Origin of the sequence: Sphingomicrobium arenosum (assembly GCF_026157085.1) — a bacterium.
GTDB lineage: Bacteria > Pseudomonadota > Alphaproteobacteria > Sphingomonadales > Sphingomonadaceae > Sphingomicrobium > Sphingomicrobium arenosum.
This window is the reverse complement of record NZ_JANPVN010000001.1, coordinates 1,628,622-1,645,049: the sequence shown is the minus strand read 5'-3', so window position 1 is coordinate 1,645,049 and position 16,428 is coordinate 1,628,622. Positions and strand designations below refer to the sequence as shown.

General features: G+C 65.8%; 20 protein-coding genes and 2 tRNA genes. 3 read left to right on the top strand and 19 right to left on the bottom strand.

The genetic code is table 11. From position 1 onward, the window contains the following. Positions 1–37: 37 nt before the first annotated feature. Both NUW51_RS08325 and rlmB read right to left on the bottom strand, forming a co-directional pair. Positions 38–655 carry a DNA-3-methyladenine glycosylase family protein gene (locus NUW51_RS08325; RefSeq protein ID WP_265587058.1) on the bottom strand — a complete coding sequence of 206 codons (618 nt, stop codon included), beginning with the start codon at positions 653–655 and terminating at the stop codon, positions 38–40. Then, the gene (gene rlmB / locus NUW51_RS08320) at positions 655–1,401 is read right to left on the bottom strand and encodes a 23S rRNA (guanosine(2251)-2'-O)-methyltransferase RlmB (protein WP_265587057.1); all 747 of its coding nucleotides are present in this window, start codon (positions 1,399–1,401) and stop codon (positions 655–657) included. The genes NUW51_RS08325 and rlmB overlap by 1 nt, the downstream gene beginning before the upstream one ends. 104 nt (positions 1,402–1,505) lie before the next feature. Here rlmB and NUW51_RS08315 point away from each other — a divergent pair, with 104 nt between their 5' ends. After that, positions 1,506–2,018 carry an ester cyclase gene (locus tag NUW51_RS08315; RefSeq protein WP_265587056.1) on the top strand — a complete coding sequence of 171 codons (513 nt, stop codon included), beginning with the start codon at positions 1,506–1,508 and terminating at the stop codon, positions 2,016–2,018. A gap of 16 nt (positions 2,019–2,034) precedes the next feature. Here the strand turns inward: NUW51_RS08315 and NUW51_RS08310 are convergent, their stop codons facing one another. The 15 genes from NUW51_RS08310 to NUW51_RS08240 all read right to left on the bottom strand — a co-directional run bounded on the left by NUW51_RS08310 (position 2,035) and on the right by NUW51_RS08240 (position 12,325). After that, entirely contained in the window at positions 2,035–2,355 is a 321-nt protein-coding gene (locus NUW51_RS08310; protein ID WP_265587055.1) for a DMT family transporter, read from the bottom strand. An 11-nt stretch (positions 2,356–2,366) separates the two neighbouring features. After that, positions 2,367–3,065: a phosphate regulon transcriptional regulator PhoB gene (gene phoB, locus NUW51_RS08305; protein ID WP_265587054.1), complete on the bottom strand. Its 699-nt coding sequence runs from the start codon at positions 3,063–3,065 to the stop codon at positions 2,367–2,369. A gap of 28 nt (positions 3,066–3,093) precedes the next feature. Next, positions 3,094–3,807 (bottom strand): phosphate signaling complex protein PhoU, encoded by a 714-nt coding sequence (gene phoU, locus NUW51_RS08300; protein ID WP_265587053.1) that lies wholly within the window; start codon positions 3,805–3,807, stop codon positions 3,094–3,096. Then, a complete protein-coding gene (gene pstB / locus NUW51_RS08295) occupies positions 3,800–4,612 on the bottom strand; it encodes a phosphate ABC transporter ATP-binding protein PstB (RefSeq protein ID WP_322597085.1) in 813 nt (270 codons plus the stop codon). The genes phoU and pstB overlap by 8 nt, the downstream gene beginning before the upstream one ends. A 10-nt stretch (positions 4,613–4,622) precedes the next feature. Beyond that, positions 4,623–5,891, bottom strand: a complete 1,269-nt coding sequence (pstA, locus tag NUW51_RS08290) for a phosphate ABC transporter permease PstA (protein ID WP_265564555.1) — start codon at positions 5,889–5,891, stop codon at positions 4,623–4,625. Beyond that, the gene (gene pstC, locus NUW51_RS08285; RefSeq protein ID WP_265564553.1) at positions 5,884–7,263 is read right to left on the bottom strand and encodes a phosphate ABC transporter permease subunit PstC; all 1,380 of its coding nucleotides are present in this window, start codon (positions 7,261–7,263) and stop codon (positions 5,884–5,886) included. The genes pstA and pstC overlap by 8 nt, the downstream gene beginning before the upstream one ends. Before the next feature lie 32 nt (positions 7,264–7,295). Beyond that, positions 7,296–8,321: a substrate-binding domain-containing protein gene (locus NUW51_RS08280; RefSeq protein WP_265564551.1), complete on the bottom strand. Its 1,026-nt coding sequence runs from the start codon at positions 8,319–8,321 to the stop codon at positions 7,296–7,298. Positions 8,322–8,465: 144 nt separating this feature from the next. Continuing rightward, the gene (locus NUW51_RS08275; protein WP_265564549.1) at positions 8,466–9,482 is read right to left on the bottom strand and encodes a sensor histidine kinase; all 1,017 of its coding nucleotides are present in this window, start codon (positions 9,480–9,482) and stop codon (positions 8,466–8,468) included. Between the two features lie 21 nt (positions 9,483–9,503). Next, positions 9,504–9,953: a hypothetical protein gene (locus NUW51_RS08270; RefSeq protein ID WP_265564547.1), complete on the bottom strand. Its 450-nt coding sequence runs from the start codon at positions 9,951–9,953 to the stop codon at positions 9,504–9,506. Positions 9,954–10,007: 54 nt separating this feature from the next. Beyond that, positions 10,008–10,349: a hypothetical protein gene (locus tag NUW51_RS08265; RefSeq protein ID WP_265564546.1), complete on the bottom strand. Its 342-nt coding sequence runs from the start codon at positions 10,347–10,349 to the stop codon at positions 10,008–10,010. A 54-nt stretch (positions 10,350–10,403) separates the two neighbouring features. Next, complete coding sequence (locus tag NUW51_RS08260) at positions 10,404–10,976, bottom strand: response regulator transcription factor (protein ID WP_265564543.1); 573 nt, start codon at positions 10,974–10,976, stop codon at positions 10,404–10,406. 178 nt (positions 10,977–11,154) lie between these two features. Continuing rightward, positions 11,155–11,454 carry a hypothetical protein gene (locus tag NUW51_RS08255; RefSeq protein WP_265564542.1) on the bottom strand — a complete coding sequence of 100 codons (300 nt, stop codon included), beginning with the start codon at positions 11,452–11,454 and terminating at the stop codon, positions 11,155–11,157. 24 nt (positions 11,455–11,478) lie between these two features. After that, the gene (locus NUW51_RS08250; RefSeq protein WP_265564540.1) at positions 11,479–12,015 is read right to left on the bottom strand and encodes a hypothetical protein; all 537 of its coding nucleotides are present in this window, start codon (positions 12,013–12,015) and stop codon (positions 11,479–11,481) included. A gap of 81 nt (positions 12,016–12,096) precedes the next feature. Next, positions 12,097–12,182, bottom strand: a tRNA-Tyr gene (locus NUW51_RS08245). 69 nt (positions 12,183–12,251) lie between these two features. Beyond that, positions 12,252–12,325, bottom strand: a tRNA-Gly gene (locus tag NUW51_RS08240). A 101-nt stretch (positions 12,326–12,426) separates the two neighbouring features. On the opposite strand from NUW51_RS08240, the gene ku reads away from it, so the two are divergent. Beyond that, positions 12,427–13,278, top strand: a complete 852-nt coding sequence (gene ku / locus NUW51_RS08235; RefSeq protein WP_265564538.1) for a non-homologous end joining protein Ku — start codon at positions 12,427–12,429, stop codon at positions 13,276–13,278. Continuing rightward, on the top strand, positions 13,275–15,074 hold the full coding sequence (gene ligD / locus NUW51_RS08230; RefSeq protein WP_265564536.1) for a DNA ligase D: 1,800 nt from the start codon (positions 13,275–13,277) through the stop codon (positions 15,072–15,074). Before ku ends, ligD begins: the two co-directional genes overlap by 4 nt. A gap of 17 nt (positions 15,075–15,091) precedes the next feature. Here the strand turns inward: ligD and NUW51_RS08225 are convergent, their stop codons facing one another. Both NUW51_RS08225 and pip read right to left on the bottom strand, forming a co-directional pair. Continuing rightward, positions 15,092–15,436: a hypothetical protein gene (locus NUW51_RS08225; protein WP_265564534.1), complete on the bottom strand. Its 345-nt coding sequence runs from the start codon at positions 15,434–15,436 to the stop codon at positions 15,092–15,094. After that, positions 15,433–16,386, bottom strand: a complete 954-nt coding sequence (gene pip / locus NUW51_RS08220) for a prolyl aminopeptidase (RefSeq protein WP_265564531.1) — start codon at positions 16,384–16,386, stop codon at positions 15,433–15,435. Before pip ends, NUW51_RS08225 begins: the two co-directional genes overlap by 4 nt. Positions 16,387–16,428 lie beyond the last annotated feature (42 nt).

The window sequence follows — 16,428 nt, the reverse complement described above, 5'->3', positions numbered from 1 at the left end:
CGGGGCGCCTTCGGTCCGTCCCCCGGACGGCCCGACCCTAAAGGGGCGGCGCCATGTACGAGTGCCAGGCGAGGATGGCGGCGGCACCGCGGTGAGGCGACCAGGGCTCGGCCCATGCGCGCACCATCTTTTCGGGCGGGCGTTCCTCGCGCTCGAGGATGCGCGCGAGCTCGACCTGCACGGCAAGGTCGCCCGCCGGAAACACGTCGGGGCGGCCTTCGGAAAAGAGCAAATAGATTTCCGCCGACCAGCGGCCGATGCCCTTGATCCTGGTCAGTTCGGCAATCGCCTCTTCGTCATCTTGCGGAAGGTCGCGGAAATCGACCTCGCCCTCATGGACGAGGCGGGCAAGGCTGCGGGCATAGCCGGCCTTCTGGCGCGACAGGCCGGCGGCGCGCATCTCGTCGTCGTCAGCCGCCATCATCGCGGGCAGGTCGGGGTCCTCGCCGAAGCGGTCGGTGAGTTTTCGCCACATGCTGTCGGCGGCGGCGACGCTGACCTGCTGGCCGACGATGGTGCGCAGCATGGTGACATGGGTGCAGGGGCGCACGCGCGGGGTCGGGCGCCCGTGCCGCTCCATCACTCGGCCGAAAGCAGGTTCGATGGCGGCCAGCGCGTCGAGTTCGTGATCGAGGCTGACCTGTGTCTGGACCATCAGCCGCGCGCGGTGGCGGCGGCGTAGAGGCTGATCGCGGCGGCGTTGGAGACGTTCAGGCTCTCCATCTGCTCGCTGATCGGCAGCTTGGCGAGCGCATCGCAATGATCCCGCACGTTGGCGCGCATGCCGGGGCCCTCGGCGCCGAGCACCAGCGCCACGCGCTGCGGCCCCAAGGCCTCGGCGAGCGTGCTGTCGGCCTCGCCCGCCAGCCCGATGCGCCAGTAGCCGGCCTCGGCGAGCTCGTCCAATGCGCGCGACAGGTTGACGACGCGGACCCACGGAATGGTCTCGAGCGCGCCCGAAGCGGCCTTGGCCAGTGCCCCGCCCTCGGGCGGCGCATGGCGATCCTGCGTGACGATGGCGTCGACATCGAAGGCGGCGGCCGAGCGCAGGATCGCGCCGACATTATGCGGGTCGGTGACCTGGTCGAGGACGAGGATGACGGACTGATCGCCCGCCTCGGCGATGACGTCGCCGAGCCAGACGTCCTCGAGGGGTTCGCATTCGATCACCACGCCCTGGTGCGGGGCGTCGTGCGGGACGAGTCGGGCAAGGTCGGTGACCTCGGCGCGGACCACCTGCACCTCGGGCGGGAACTGCATGAAGTTCGCCATTTCCTGCGTGGTCCAGGCTTTCAGGACCGTGCGGTTCGGATTGTCGAGGGCGGCTGCGACCGCATGCTTGCCCCAGAAGCGCGGGCGATTGGGGTTGTCGCCGCGCTTGCCTTTACGTTTGCGTGCCATGCTGGCCCAATGCGCCGGAAGCGGGAGCGTTGCAAGCGGGGGGCTGTCTTTCCGGGCCACACTGGCGTAGAAACTAATCTGCGTTAAAAGAACAGGGGGTTTCTATGCTGCTTTCGCTTTCCGTGCTGCTTTCCCTCGCCGCGCCCGCCGACATGGCCGCCGCAGCCACCGATCATCACGCCGAAACCGCCGCCGAAACGCGGCTCGAGCGCAACAAGCGACTGGCGCGCGAATTTTACGAGAAGCTGTGGTTCTCGAACCAGACCGACGCCTATGCCGATTATGTCGCCGACAACTATGTCGTCCACGATATCGGCGAGCGCAAGAACATGACCGAACAGGCGATCGAGCAGAAGACGGTCGCCGACATCTTTCATGCATCGGGAACGATGAGCGGGCGGATCGACTATCAGATCGCAGAGGGCGATCTCGTCGCGACGCGCTGGTTATGGACGCTGAACGAACCGACCGAGCAGGCGAGGGCGATGGGAATGACGAGCGAGATCGTCGACCTGCCAATCATCAACGTCTTTCGCTTCAACGAGGAGGGCAAGATCGTCGAGATCTGGAATCACCGCCACGACATCGACCTGCCGTTCCGACAACGAGGCTATTAGCCTCGCCTGTTTCGCCTCAGGCGGGTGTCGAGAGTTTCATCAGGACGAGGCCGCCGACGATCATGACGGCGGCGGTGACGCGCATGACACTCAGCGCCTCGCCGAAGAAGGCCGCGCCGATGACGAAGGCGCCGACCGCGCCAATGCCCGTCCAAATGGTGTAGGCGGCGCCGAGCGGCAGGACTTTCATCGACCACGCCAGCAACCCGAAGCTCAGGAGCATCGCGGCGATGGTGACGATGCTCGGGCCAAGCCGCGTGAAGCCGTCAGACTGCTTCATCGCGGTTGCCCAGACGATCTCGAACAGGCCCGCGAGAAAGAGGATCAGCCAGGCCATCGCCTGCCCGACTACCGCGCCCCGTCCGCATCGAGCGCATAGCCCGCGGCGCGGACGGTGCGGATGAGGTCGGGGCCGCCATGTTCGTTGAGAGCGATGCGGAGGCGACGAATGTGGACGTCGACGGTGCGAAGCTCGATGTCTTCGGAATGCGGCCACACGGTCTCGAGCAATTGCTGGCGCGAGAAGACACGGCCGGGGTTTTCCATGAAATGCTTGAGGAGGCGATATTCGGTCGGGCCGACCTGGATCGGCTTGTCATCGCGCTTCACGCGGTGGGCGGCGAGATCCATCTCGAGGCCCGCATATTCCAATGCTTCGGCGGCGAGCGCGGGGCGCACGCGGCGCAGGACGGCGCCGGCGCGCGCGACCAGTTCCTTGGGGGAAAAGGGCTTGGTGATATAATCGTCGGCGCCGGTTTCGAGGCCGCGGATGCGATCGTCTTCCTCGCCTCTGGCGGTCAGCATGATGATCGGCAGGTTGGCGGTCTGCTGGCGGCGGCGCAGGCGGCGGCACACCTCGATGCCGCTGATGCCCTCGATCATCCAGTCGAGCAGGATGAGGTCGGGAACGACTTCCTCGGCGAGGATCAACGCTTCCTCGCCATCGCCGGTGCGCGTGACGGCATAGCCGGCGCGTTCGAAATGATAGGTGACGAGGTCGGCCAGTGCCCGATCGTCCTCAACCAGTAGAAGCTTTTTCTCCGACATTCGAACGATCTCTCCTTCGTTCAGCCGCTCAGACGGTGTCGTCGCGGTCGAGCTTGTCGCTCATCATTCCGCCGGTGGCCGCATAATAGACCATCTCGGCGATGTTGGTGGCATGGTCGCCGATGCGTTCGAGATGCTTGGCGACGAACAATAGCTGGGTGGCGTGGCCGATATTGTGGCTGTCTTCCATCATGTGCGTGAGCAGCGTGCGGAAGATCGAATTGTAGAAATCGTCGACCGCCTGGTCGCGGCGCGCGACGCGCAGCGCGGTCTCGGCATCGCGCTCGACGAAGGCATTGAGGACGTCATGCACCATCTCGGTGGCGATGCGCGCCATTTCAGGCATGAGGCTCAACGGCTCCATCGCGGGCGCGGTCTCGAGCTGTTCGACGCGGCGCGCGATATTCTTGGCATAATCACCGATGCGCTCGACCACGGTGGCGATCTTCAGCGCGGCGACGACGTCGCGCAGGTCGCCCGCCATGGGGGCGCGCAAGGCGATGGTCTGGATCGCGCGCTGTTCGGTCTGGCGATCGAGCTCGTCGATGCGGGCATCGGCAGCGATGACCGCGCGGGCACCCGCGACATCGCGCTGCGTAAGGCAGCGCATGCTCTCGCGGATCTGATGTTCGGCAAGGCCGCCCATCTCGCTGATGAGCGCGCGCAGCTGGTCGAGGTCTTCGTCGAAGGCCTTGATGGTGTGCGCCGCGATGAGCGATTCGCCGGTGTCGGGATCAACCATAACGCCCCGTGATGTAGTCCTGCGTGCGCTGCTGCACCGGATTGGTGAAGATCTGGCCGGTCTCGCCATATTCGACGAGATTGCCGAGGTGGAAGAAGGCGGTACGCTGCGACACGCGCGCGGCCTGCTGCATGTTGTGGGTGACGATGGCGATGGCATAGCGCCCGCGCAGTTCGTGGATCAGCTCCTCGATCTTGGCGGTGGCGATGGGGTCCAATGCCGAGCAGGGCTCGTCCATCAAGATCACCTCGGGATCGACCGCGATGGCGCGGGCGATGCACAGGCGCTGCTGCTGGCCGCCCGACAGCGCGGTGCCGCTTTCCTCGAGGCGGTCCTTCACCTCGTCCCACAGCCCGGCGCGGCGCAGCGAGCTTTCGACGATCTCGTCCATCTCGCTCTTGTTGGTCGTGAGGCCATGGATGCGCGGGCCGTAGGCGATGTTCTCGTAAATGGACTTGGGGAAGGGATTGGGCTTCTGGAACACCATGCCGACGCGGGCGCGCAGCTGGACGACGTCCATCGCGGGGGCATGGATGTCCTCGCCGTCCAGTTCGATCAGCCCTTCGACGCGCGCCGAGGGGATGGTGTCGTTCATCCGGTTCAAGGTCCGCAGGAAGGTCGACTTGCCGCAGCCCGAGGGGCCGATGAAGGCGGTGACCTTGTCGTCGAAGATCTCGATCGAGACGTCCTTGATCGCCTGCTTCTCGCCATAGAAGACGTTGACGTCCTCGGCGCGCATCTTGGGCAGCGCGGGGGTCTTGGTCGTGTCGGCCGACGCGGCGGTTTGGGTGGTGGTGTCGTTCATCATGTCGTTCCTACCAGCGGCGCTCGAAGCGGTTGCGCAGGTAAATGGCGAGGGCGTTCATCGCGAGCATGAAGAGCAGCAGCACGATGATGGCGGCGGAGGTTTTCTCGACGAAGCCGCGATCGACTTCATCGGACCAGAGGAAAATCTGCATCGGCAGCACGGTTGCCTTGTCGGTGATGCCGGACGGCGGCGAGGCGATGAAGGCGCGCATGCCGATGAGCAGCAGCGGGGCGGTCTCGCCCAGCGCGCGCGCCATGCCGATGATGGTGCCGGTAAGGATGCCGGGCAAAGCGAGCGGTAGGACGTGGTGGAACACGACCTGCATCCGGCTCGCGCCGACGCCCAAGGCGGCATCGCGGATCGAGGGCGGCACCGACTTGATGGCGTTGCGGCCCGCGATGACGATGACCGGCATGGTCATGAGCGCGAGCGTGAGGCCGCCCACCAGCGGCGCCGAGCGCGGCAGGTGCATGACGTTCAAAAAGACCGCGAGGCCGAGTAGGCCGAAAATGATCGAGGGCACGGCGGCGAGGTTGTTGATCGACACCTCGACCATGTCGGTCCAGCGATTGCGCGGTGCGAATTCCTCGAGATAGACCGCCGACAGGACGCCGATCGGGAAGGCCAGCGCCATCGTCACGAAGATGGTCAGCATCGAGCCCTTGAGCGCCCCCCAGACGCCGACCGCGGATGGATCGGTGGAATCGGATGCCGTGAGGAAGGTCCAGTTGAAGCCGCGCGACAGGTCGCCGCGCTCGCGTGCGATGGCGGCGAGACGGTCGCCTTCTTCGGAGCCTTCGCCCTTGGCGGCGAGGTCGACCTCGGACGAAACGGGAAGCGAGAGCGTGGGCGTCGTCCCCGCCATGTCGGGATCGTCGACCAGCATCTCGGCGACCTCGATCACCGCGCCATCGGCGAACAGGCGGCGGGCGTCCTCGCCATATTGGCGGGTCGTCGCGTCGTTGACGAGGGTCGCGATCGAGCCGTCGGCGAGCAGCTGGCCGACGCGCTGGGCGCGGGTGCCGCTGGTCTCGCGCGGGGCCTCGGTGAACGACAGGTCGACGGTGAGCGGCGCCTCGGTGCGGGTAAAGCCCGACAGGCCGTTCACCGCCATGGTGACGAGCAGGAACAACAGGAAGGCGACGGAGATGCCGACCGCGGTGAGGCCGAACAGCCTGAAACGCCTTTCGGCGGCATAGCGGGCGGCGACGCGTTTTTGCATCGCCTCGCTGGTCCAGCGCTTGGACGGCTGGGTGGCTTCCACGGGACTATTCATATGCTTCACGATATTTGCGGACCACGCGCAGCGCATAGAGGTTGAGCAGCAGCGTGATGAAGAAAAGGACGAGGCCGAGCGCGAAGGCGGCGAGCGTCTTGGCGCTGTCGAATTCCTGGTCGCCGGTGAGCAACTGGACGATCTGCACCGTCACGGTGGTCACCGAGGCGAAGGGATTGGCGGTGAGATTGGCGGCAAGGCCGGCGGCCATGACGACGATCATCGTCTCGCCGATGGCGCGGCTGACCGCGAGGAGGATGCCGCCGACGATGCCCGGCAGGGCGGCGGGGAAGATGACCTTCTTGATCGTCTCCGACCGCGTCGCGCCCAATGCGAGGCTGCCGTCATTCATCGCCTGCGGGACGGCGGCGATGCTGTCGTCGGCCATCGAGGAGACGAAGGGGATGATCATGATGCCCATGACGAGACCCGCCGCGAGCGCGCTCTCGCTGCTGGCGGGCAGGCCGAGGGTGACGCCGAGGCTGCGGATCGCGGGGGCGACGGTCAGCGCGGCGAAATAGCCGTAGACCACGGTCGGCACGCCGGCGAGAATCTCAAGGATCGGCTTGAGCCAGGCGCGCACCCGGGCATGGGCATATTGGGTGAGGAAGATCGCGCTCATGAGGCCGAGCGGAATCGCCACGATCATGGCGATGATCGCGCCGATGAAGATGGTGCCCCAGAACAGCGGCACCGAGCCGAAGGCGCCAGAGGAGCCAGCCTGGTCGGCGCGGATCGCGGTCTGCGGCGACCATTGGGTGCCGAACAGGAATTCGAGCGGATTGACCTTCTGGAAGAAGAGGAAGGTCTCGAAGACGAGGCTGAGGACGATGCCGAGCGTGGTGAAGATGGCGATCATCGAGGCGCCGACCAGCACCCACATCATCCAGCGCTCGACACCGGTGCGCGCGCGGAAGGAGACGCCGATGCGGCGCATCGCGAAGAAGGCACCGACGAGAAAGGCGGTAAAGGCAAGGCCGGCACCCATCCAGCCATAGCGGCTGTTGGCCTCGGCGAAGAGCGGGGCGAGCGCTTCCGACTGCGGATAGAAACCGCTGGTCTGTGCGCCGCTGGCGATGGCGCGCGCCTCCGACAGGATGGCGTTGCGCTGGAGATCGAAATCGGGAAGCGCCTGGCCCGCGGGCGAGGCGAGGACGGCCTGTTCGACGAGGCCGCCCTGCACCACGCTCCAGATGGCCAGCAGGAAAAGCGCGGGGACCGCGCTCCACAGGAAGACGTAGATGCCGTGATAGCCTGGCAGGCTGTGCAGCCGCTCGCCGCCACGGCGCAGGGCCGTGACGCGCGAACGGGCGGTGATGGCAGCCGCTGCCGCCATCACCAGGATCAACATCATTGCAACAAGCAAGCTCATCGAATGCTACCGTCTGTCCTTGTCTGGCTCGCTTAAAGCGAGCTGCCGTCGAGGACGGTCATGTTGTCGACCGTCGCATCCGAACCGGCACGCTGTTCATCGCCGAGGGCGACGAGGCCGCGGTTCGACAGCAGGCCGCCGGGCTGCCACGCATCCTTGTAAGCGGCGATGAAGTCGCCGAGCGCGGGCTTGGCGGCGACGTGCTGCTTCTTGGCGTAGACATAGAGCAGGCGAGCGGCCGGATATTCGAGGCTCGAGATGCTCTCGGGATTGGGGGTCACGCCATCGAGCGCAACGGCCTTCACCTTGTCGGCATTGGCATCGAGGAAGCTGTAGCCGAGGATGCCGAGCGCACCCGGTTCGCCCGAGACCTTCTGGACGAGCAGGTTGTCGTTCTCGCCGGCTTCGACGAAGGCGCCGTCTTCGCGCATCTTGGTGCAGGCGACATCCTTGGCGTCGTCGTCCATGTCCGAGCCTTCCCAGGCGGCGTCGTTGTCGCACCCGACTTCCATGACGAGCTCGACGAAGCTGTCGCGCGTGCCCGAGGTGGGCGGCGGGCCGTAGACGAGGATCTGCGCGTCGGGAAGCGAGGGGTCGATGTCCGACCATTTGGTCGCCGTCTGTTCCTTGCCATAGGGGTTGGCGGCAAGCGCGCGATAAACCTGCTCGCTGGTCAGCGAGAGTTCTTCATCGCCCGCGGCATGGATGAGGGTAAGGCCGTCGATACCGATCGCCAATTCGACGATCTCGGTGACGCCCGCAGCCTGACAGCTTTCGAATTCGCTCGTTTTCATGCGGCGCGAGGCGTTGACCATGTCGGGGAAGTCCTGCCCGAGGCCTTCGCAGAACAGCTTCATGCCGCCGCCGGTGCCGGTCGATTCGACGAGGACGCTGACGCCCGGATTGGCGCGCTGGAAGCTTTCGGCGACCGCGGTCGTGAACGGATAGACGGTCGAGGAACCGACAATCTGGATTTCGCTGCTGGCGCCCGAATCGCCGTTCGAGCCACAAGCGGTGAGAAGGGCGGCAAGCGAGGCGCCCAAAAGCATTTTCTTCATGGTGTATCTCCCCATTTCGGGCCCCCGTGGCCCATCATGCTGATCGGGCGAATAGGGTGTTGTGTGGCAGCCTGTGTGACCGCGGCATGACAATATGATGACTCGGGTCGGGTCGTTTGAAGACAATGCCGCAGGAGTGGGGCGTCAGCGCGCGATCGGCAGGTCGACGGTGATGGTCGTGCCGGTGCCGAGCGCCGAGGCGATGTTGAGCGTGCCGCGATGCCGCTCAGCGATATGCTTGACGATCGCGAGCCCGAGGCCCGTGCCGCCCGAATTGCGGCTGCGCGCGGCATCGACGCGGTAGAAGCGCTCGGTCAGGCGGGGCAAATGCTCGGGCGCGATGCCGGGGCCCTTGTCGGCCACCGCGAGGCGGAGGCGATCGCGGCCCGAACGGCGCACCGTCACGGTGATCTTCTCGCAATCCTCGCCGCAGCCATAGCGGATCGCATTGCCGATGAGATTGTCGGCGAGCTGGAGGAGCTGTGCTTCGTCGCCGCGCACGGCGGGGATGTCGGGTTCGATGTCGGTGGCGATGACGCAGGCGCGGCGCTCGGCGAGCGCTTCATTGTCCTCGACCGCCTTCCTGATGAGCGCGGCGAAGTCGATCTGCGTGCGCGGCAGGACGAAGCGGTCGGCCTCGATCCGCGAAAGCGCCATGAGGTCGGTGACGATGCGAAGCATGCGCTTGGCCTCGGATTCGATCGTGCGCGCGAAGTTGCGGCGCGTCGGCTCGTCCATCGCGCCGTCTTCGGCGAGCGTCTCGGCATAGCCGAGAATGCCCGCCAAAGGCGTGCGCAATTCGTGGCTCGCATTGGCGACGAAATCTACCCGCATCTTCTCGGCGGCGCGCTGGGCGGCGCGGTCGATCATGCGGACCATGACCACATCATCGTCGATCGGTGTCACCTCGACCAACCACGGCTGGTCGGCGCGGCCGAGGCCTTCGACCTCGAGGCTGGCGCGCTCGGCGGCCGTGATGGCGGCGAGCACGCGCGGGTGGCGGATGGCGAGGCGAATATCCGAATTGGCGAGGCGAAAGCCGAACTGGTCGCGCGCGGCGCGGTTGATCGCCATCAGCCGTTGTCCCTCGACGAGGATCACGGGATCGGCAAGCGCATCGATGAGCGCGGCGACGAGCGGATTGAACATGGGGGTGGTCATAACGCCCCCGTCCCGGCCCGGCTAGCGACTTGGCTGCGGCGCCTGCCAGCCCTCGGCAGCGTGCCGCATACGCAAGGTGTGCCGGATCGTCGCGACGAGCAGGATGAGCAGGATCGGATAGACCCAGAAGCGCGCGGCGGCAGCATAGGCCTGCGGGAGGAGGGTGATATTGGCGGCCTTGGCGGCGTGCGAGAAGCTGGTGGTAAGCTGGAGCCCGGCAACCCACAGCGGCCAGAAGCGCTCGGACCGGAGCGCGATGGCGGTGAAGGCGACCAGTACGAAGAGATCGACCGCCATCACGCCGACTTCGATGCCGTCGTAACGCTGGTCGAGCGGCTGGATGACGAGCAAGCTGGCGACCGAGGCGATGACCGAGACGGCGGCCACGACTTTTTCGTCACGCCCGCCTGCGACAAAGGCATAGCCGCAAATCGCGAGCAGGATCAGGGTGTAGGCGAGTGGTGATAGCATCTTGGCAATGCCGGGTCGCACCGTGGCGCGACCCGGTCAATCCTTTCGCTAGGGTCAGGCCACGACGCGAAGGTCGGCCGACCCGCTCTCGGGGCATTCGGCCATTTCGCCGAAACCGGTGGCGCGAAGCCCCGGCACCAGGCCCTGCGTGTCCTTGAGGATCATGTGCGCCTTGGCCATGCCGCCCCGCGCGGTGACCAGCGCCGAAATGCTGGACGCGACTTCCTCGAAGGCTTCGTGGCCGGTCGCGGTGGCGATGCGCGCCACGGCGCGGGCGTGGATCATTCGGCCTTGCAGCTCGGCGATGGCGGCGAGCGCGGCCTCGATCTGGTCCTCGACCTCGCGGACCTGGGTGGCGACGTCGAAGGCGGCGGTTTCAATGGCGTGCTTGCGCATGGTGAAAAACTCCTTGGTCGCGGCCAGCGTGGCCCGATGCGAACGAAGGAGCGATCAGCTCGACAGGAACCGGGCGAGACTTTCCAGCCCGGCCATGTACATGCCTGCCGCAAAGGTCGCGCCCATGGCGATGAGCACGATCCACAGCAGGCGCATGCCGATCCCCATTTCGTTGCGGGGCTGCTGCCGCGTGGCAAACGGCAATGGCAGGGAGAACCGGCTTGGCGAGCGGTCCTGCTCGGTATTGGACCGGGACACCTCCCCGGAACTCCCTGCACGATCGACGTGCCGAATCTGATTGCCGATCGCCGCTTCTGATTGCGGCGTGGCGGGCGGTTCGGGAATGTGCGGGGATTGACGTATCAAGCGTTGATAGGGGTCCTCGCCGGGGCGCGCTTCATGTTCGGCGAGCAGGCGCGCGGCTTCCTGGCGGCGCGACACGCCCAATGTCTGGAGCGCGATGCGGATGCGCTGGTCCACGGTATGGGGCGAGATGTCGAGCTTGGCCGCGATTTCCTTGGAGTTGTGATGCGCCGCGACCAAACGCAGGCACTCGCGCTGCCCATCGGAAAGACGGGACAGTCGATCGAGCCGATCATGATCCGGGGTCGCGGAGGCGTGTATCATCTCTGAGGCATGGACCTAAGACGGTATCTCTAAAAGTTGTTTTACCCGATCGGACTAATGGAAAGTCGAGAAAATTGCTACTTATCGGAATTAACCATCCTGCGGGAAAAGGGCTGCTTCGATGGATCCTTCCTACTGCGTAACGACCTTCGCGTTCCCGCTCCCGCTCTCATCGCCTTTATCGGTTCGGTCGATGGCTGGGGTCCACGAACCAGCCGAACCGCCGCTCGCCATCGCGCGCTTCGGGCGCGGTGCGCAGCCAGACGAAGAGGTCGTCAGCCGTATCATATTGGGCGCGCCAGGCGGTGATGGGCAGGTTCTGGCTATCGAAATGCGCCTCCCAACCCGGCACCGCATGCGCCACATAATGCGACCAGAGGTTGGAGGAGACGCTCGCGGCGAGGCGGCGCGGGAGGGGGCCTCCCCTGGCCATCCAATCGGCCGCGTCGAAGCGTAGCCGCACCGTCCGCCCTTCCATGTCGCGCTCGACCTCGCGCCAGCCCTAGCCGACGATGGCGCCGTGTTCGGGGGTCAGCCCCTCGAGCATGGCGACATAGGGCGGGACCGTGACCTCGACAGGCGCGCGATAGCGAAGGCGCATCATGTCCGAGCCGAAGGCAATGGGGTCGGCCGCGCGGGTGCCACCCCACCAGGTGCGTTCGGGCAGGGGCAGGGCGAATTCGAAGGTGAAGGCCAGCGCGAAGAAGGGATCGGGATTGCCGGGGCGATTTTGCTGGCCGCTGCTGTCGAACCGATAGGCGGTGCCGGGCGGCAGGGTGTCGGCGATCGCGATCGGGCCGAGCCGTGGTTCGCTCGCTCCCCAGCCGCCGCTGACGAGCGTCACGCCATTGGGCCAGGGGCGCGGCGAGCGACGGTCGCCCTGCGCCCAGATCTTGGGCACATGGAGCAAGGTGCCGTCCACCTCGATGGGGATGATGACGCCGCGATCCTCGGGCGCGATGATGGGCGGTTCCTCGCGCCCGCACGCCGACAGGGCGATGACATATAGGATGAGTCCGACGACTGTTGCACGCACCATGAACGCGACCCCCTTGCGGGGCCGACCATAGCGCGGCGCAGCCGGGCGACAAGCCGATGATGTCGGTGGAAAAAAGGGGGGTGGTGGACAGGGCTGGATTCGAACCAGCGTACGCTTGCGCGGGCAGATTTACAGTCTGCTGCCTTTAACCACTCGGCCACCTGTCCACACAGATGCAAGGCAGTGGCGGCGCATTTGGCGCGTGTCGCGCCGCCTGTCAACCGCCAATGGCGCGCTGGAGCGGGTAACGGGAATCGAACCCGTATATCTAGCTTGGAAGGCTAGTGTTCTACCGTTGAACTATACCCGCGAACCGGCGCGAGCGAGGCTCTTAGCCAAGGCAGGGGCGCGGGGTCAATCGGGAACGGCGGGGGGCGTCGGCGCTTTGAGCTTCTCGAAAGGAAGCGTCCCATGCCCGCCCGTGCCAGTTGGAAAGGCCAGATCCGCCTCGCGCTCGTCGCCATCCCCGTCGAAATCTATCCCGCCACCAAGTCGGGCAGCACGGTGAGCTTTCACCAGGTCCACGAACCCTCGGGCCAGCGCGTGCGCTACGAGAAGGTGGTGCCGGGCATCGGCCCGGTCGACCGCGACGAGATCGTCAAGGGCTATGAGGTCGATAAGGGCGAATATGTGCTCTTGGAGCCCGAGGAAGTGGAAGCGGTCAAGCTGGAGAGCAAGCGGACATTGGAGTTGATCCAGTTCGTCGAACAGGGCGAGATCGACGCCATCTATTTCGAGAAGCCCTATTTCGTGGTGCCGCAGGACGAGCTGGCAGAGGACGCCTTCATCGTGTTGCGCGATGCCTTGAAGCAGGCGAAGAAGGTCGGCATCGGCCAGCTCGCCATGCGCGGGCGCGAATATGTGGTGAGCGTGAAGCCGTGCGGGCGCGGGCTCATCCTCGAGACGTTGCGCTACGAGGAAGAGCTTCGGAAAGCCGAGAGCTATTTTCGCGAGATTTGCGACGACAAGCCCGACAAGGAGCTGCTCGAACTCGCCACCAGCCTGATCGACAAGAAGAGTGCGCCCTTCGATGCGGGCAAGTTCGAGGATCGCTATGTCGAGGCGCTGCGCGACCTCATCGACAAGAAGGTCAAGGCCAAGGGCAAGCGTGTGATCGGGGATGCGACGCTGGGCGAGGAGCGTCCGCAGGGCAGCAACGTCGTCGACCTGATGGCGGCGCTGAAAGCGAGCCTCGATGAGGGCAAGGCGAAGAAGAAGGCGGCCCCGAAGAAGAAGGCGGCGGCGAAGAAGAAGGCCTCTTGAGCTACCGCGCGCCGCAGAAGGCGACGTTGAGCGACCATGTTCCCACGCGCGGGGAATGGATCTTCGAATATAAATATGACGGCTATCGGCTGCTGCTCGATACGGGCGCGGGCCCGAAAGCCGTCCGGGCGTGGACCAAAAATGGCAAGGATTGGTCGGACAAGTTTGCGGGATTGGTCGCGGCGGCGCGCAAGCAGTTTCCCAAGGGCTGTCTCGTCGATGGCGAGGCGGTGGTGCTGGGCAGTAACGGCCAGCCCGACTTCGGGGCGCTCCAGCGCGCGCTGAAGAAGGATGGCGGCAAGGATATCATCTTCTTCGCCTTCGACCTCGTCGAGGAAAGGGGCGAGGACCTCACGGGCCTCACCAACCTCGAGCGCAAGGCGCGGCTGGAGGCGCTGCTGGAGGGGGCGGAAAGCCCGCTCTTCTATGCCGAGCATGTCGCGGGCGGGGGCGAGGCAATGCTCGAGGCGGTGTGCCGAGAGGGCGGCGAGGGGATCATCGCCAAGCGTGCCGAGGCGCCCTATCGCCACCGCCGCACGCGCGACTGGCTCAAGGTCAAATGCGTCAACCGGCAGGAATTCGTGATCGTCGGTTGGGCAGAGAGCGACAAGAGGGCGCGGCCTTTCCGCTCGCTGCTGCTGGCGGTGAACGAGGCGGACGGGCTGCGCTATGCGGGCAAGGTCGGCACCGGGTTCGACCATGAGACGATGGTCGCGCTGAAGAAGAAGCTCGAACGATTGGCGCGCAAGACGCCGCCGCTCGAGGTGCCGAAGGGCGAGGCGAAGGCGGCGCATTGGGTGACACCCAATCTGGTCGCCGAGATCGCCTTTGCCGAATTCACGAGCGCGGGCACGCTGCGCCATCCGAGCTTCCTCGGGCTGCGCGGTGACAAGCCCGCTGGCCAAGTGAAGCGCGAACTGGCGCTCCCCACCGCGGCCAGCATGGGGGTGAAGGTGACGAGCGCGGATCGGATGGTCTTCCCGCAGGCCCGCGTCACCAAGGGACAGCTCGCGGACTATTATGCCGCCATCGGCTCGCTGCTGCTCGACCATGCAGGCAGGCGCCCGCTGACGCTGGTGCGCTGTCCGCAGGGGCGGGCGAAAGCCTGTTTCTTCCAGAAGCACGGGCATGAGGCGCTGGGCGATGCGGTGCATGGCGTGCCGATCGAGGAGAAGGACGGCGGCACCGAGGACTATCTGTGGGTCGAGGAGGCCAAGGGGCTGGTCCAATGCGCGCAGATGGGGACGATCGAATTCCATGGCTGGGGAAGTCGGAACGATGCGCTGGAAGCGCCCGATCGGCTGGTGTTCGACCTGGATCCCGACGAGGGGCTCGATTTCGCGGCGGTCAAGGCGGCGGCAGTGACCGTGCGCGATATCCTGAAGGACATGGGGCTGGAAAGTTGGACGATGCTGACAGGGGGCAAGGGCGTGCACGTCGTCGCGCCGCTCGATGGCAGCGCGCAGTGGCCCGCCGTCAAAAGCTTCGCCGAACGCTTCGCGCGGGCGCTGGCGCAGGACAAGCCCGAGCAGTTCACCGCCAATATCCGCAAGAACAAGCGCGGCGGAAAAATCTTTCTCGACTGGCTGCGCAACCAGCGCGGCGCGACGGCGGTGATGCCCTATTCGGCGCGTGCCCGCGAAGGCGCGCCGGTGGCGGTGCCGGTGACGTGGGACGAACTGGCGTCAGCGACGAGCGGCCACGACTGGCATGTCGGCGATCTCGCGAGACTGCTGCGCCATGCAGAGGGGCTCGACGATTGGGGCGCGGCCACACAGGCTCTCCCTGACCTCTGACGTCGCTGGGATGACGTTTAATCAAAGACGAGCGCGAGCCCGATGACGCCGAGCGCGACCAACAGCACGCCGCCGATCACGAGCAGCACCTTGCCCGCGCTCGGCGGCTTGGCCTGCTGGCGCTCGATCCCTTTGGCGGTGAGATAATAATGCCCGCCCGCGGTGCGGCCGATGAAACCGCCTTTGTGCATCAGCTTGATCGTGCGCGCATCGCAGCCATCCTCGCCGCCGAGCGCGATGGCATCGGCAGGCCGCAGCGCACCCGCCTCGTCCAGCGCGTCGAGCAGCTTCTTCTGCTGGGCCGCCGCCATGATGGCGGCATTGGTCGCAGCGGTCGTCGCGACGGAGGCGCCGACGTTCATTGGTCCGCGAACCGGTCAGTGGCGCGGATGAGGCCGTCGAGGATGCCGGGCTCGGCATAATTGTGGCTGCCGTCGGGGACGATCTGGAGATCGACCTCGGGCCAGGCTTTCTTGAGCTCCCATGCCGAGCGCGGCGGGGTGCAGCTGTCGTGGCGGCCCTGCACGATCACGCCCGGGATGTGGCGGATCTTATGCACGTCGCGCAGGATCTGGCCTTCCTCGAGGAAGCAGTGGTGGCGCATATAATGGTTCTCGATGCGGGCCATGGCGATGGCCTGGTCGGCGTCCTGCATATGCGCCATGACATCGTCATTGGGGAGCAGGGTGACGGTCACCGCCTCCCAGCGCGACCAGGCGCGCGCGGCCTCGAGCTTCTTCGCCTCGTCATCGCCCGTCAGGATGTGGTGGAAGGCGGTGATGGGATCATCGCGGCCCTCTGGCGGCAGCACCGAGAGGAAGCGGTCGAACTCGTCGGGATAGATCTCACTGGCGCCATATTTGAACAGCCAGCCATATTCATAATCCTCGCCGAAGAAGATGCCGCGCAGGATGATCTCGGTCGCCCGCTCGGGATGCGCCTCGGCATAAGCGAGGCTCAGCGTCGAGCCCCAGCTGCCGCCGAACACCTGCCACTTGTCATGGCCGCAGTATGTCCGGAGCTTTTCGATGTCCGAGATGAGGTCCTGCGTCGTGTTGTTCTCGAGGCTGGCGAAGGGGGTGGAGCGTCCGCAGCCACGCTGTTCGAACAGCAGGACGTCATATTTTTCTGGGTTCCACTGGCCGCGATGCGAGGGGCTGATGCCGCCGCCGGGGCCGCCATGGAGGAAGACGGCGGGCTTGGCGCCCGGCGTGCCGACGCGCTCATAATAGATGGAATGACCATCGCCGACGTCCATATGCCCGCTCTCGTAAGGCTCGACGATCGGATAGAGGGTACGGCGCTTCGTCATCACATTCTCCCAACAAAAAGGGCGAGCCCCGAAGGACCCGCC

Bases quoted from the DNA above. Each gene is read 5' to 3' on its own strand.
- NUW51_RS08325 (WP_265587058.1), bottom strand. From the start codon at position 655: ATGGTCCAGACACAGGTCAGCCTCGATCACGAACTCGACGCGCTGGCC.
- rlmB (WP_265587057.1), bottom strand. From the start codon at position 1,401: ATGGCACGCAAACGTAAAGGCAAGCGCGGCGACAACCCCAATCGCCCG.
- NUW51_RS08315 (WP_265587056.1), top strand. From the start codon at position 1,506: ATGCTGCTTTCGCTTTCCGTGCTGCTTTCCCTCGCCGCGCCCGCCGAC.
- NUW51_RS08310 (WP_265587055.1), bottom strand. From the start codon at position 2,355: ATGGCCTGGCTGATCCTCTTTCTCGCGGGCCTGTTCGAGATCGTCTGG.
- phoB (WP_265587054.1), bottom strand. From the start codon at position 3,065: ATGTCGGAGAAAAAGCTTCTACTGGTTGAGGACGATCGGGCACTGGCC.
- phoU (WP_265587053.1), bottom strand. From the start codon at position 3,807: ATGGTTGATCCCGACACCGGCGAATCGCTCATCGCGGCGCACACCATC.
- pstB (WP_322597085.1), bottom strand. From the start codon at position 4,612: ATGAACGACACCACCACCCAAACCGCCGCGTCGGCCGACACGACCAAG.
- pstA (WP_265564555.1), bottom strand. From the start codon at position 5,891: ATGAATAGTCCCGTGGAAGCCACCCAGCCGTCCAAGCGCTGGACCAGC.
- pstC (WP_265564553.1), bottom strand. From the start codon at position 7,263: ATGAGCTTGCTTGTTGCAATGATGTTGATCCTGGTGATGGCGGCAGCG.
- NUW51_RS08280 (WP_265564551.1), bottom strand. From the start codon at position 8,321: ATGAAGAAAATGCTTTTGGGCGCCTCGCTTGCCGCCCTTCTCACCGCT.
- NUW51_RS08275 (WP_265564549.1), bottom strand. From the start codon at position 9,482: ATGACCACCCCCATGTTCAATCCGCTCGTCGCCGCGCTCATCGATGCG.
- NUW51_RS08270 (WP_265564547.1), bottom strand. From the start codon at position 9,953: ATGCTATCACCACTCGCCTACACCCTGATCCTGCTCGCGATTTGCGGC.
- NUW51_RS08265 (WP_265564546.1), bottom strand. From the start codon at position 10,349: ATGCGCAAGCACGCCATTGAAACCGCCGCCTTCGACGTCGCCACCCAG.
- NUW51_RS08260 (WP_265564543.1), bottom strand. From the start codon at position 10,976: ATGATACACGCCTCCGCGACCCCGGATCATGATCGGCTCGATCGACTG.
- NUW51_RS08255 (WP_265564542.1), bottom strand. From the start codon at position 11,454: ATGGAAGGGCGGACGGTGCGGCTACGCTTCGACGCGGCCGATTGGATG.
- NUW51_RS08250 (WP_265564540.1), bottom strand. From the start codon at position 12,015: ATGGTGCGTGCAACAGTCGTCGGACTCATCCTATATGTCATCGCCCTG.
- ku (WP_265564538.1), top strand. From the start codon at position 12,427: ATGCCCGCCCGTGCCAGTTGGAAAGGCCAGATCCGCCTCGCGCTCGTC.
- NUW51_RS08225 (WP_265564534.1), bottom strand. From the start codon at position 15,436: ATGAACGTCGGCGCCTCCGTCGCGACGACCGCTGCGACCAATGCCGCC.
- pip (WP_265564531.1), bottom strand. From the start codon at position 16,386: ATGACGAAGCGCCGTACCCTCTATCCGATCGTCGAGCCTTACGAGAGC.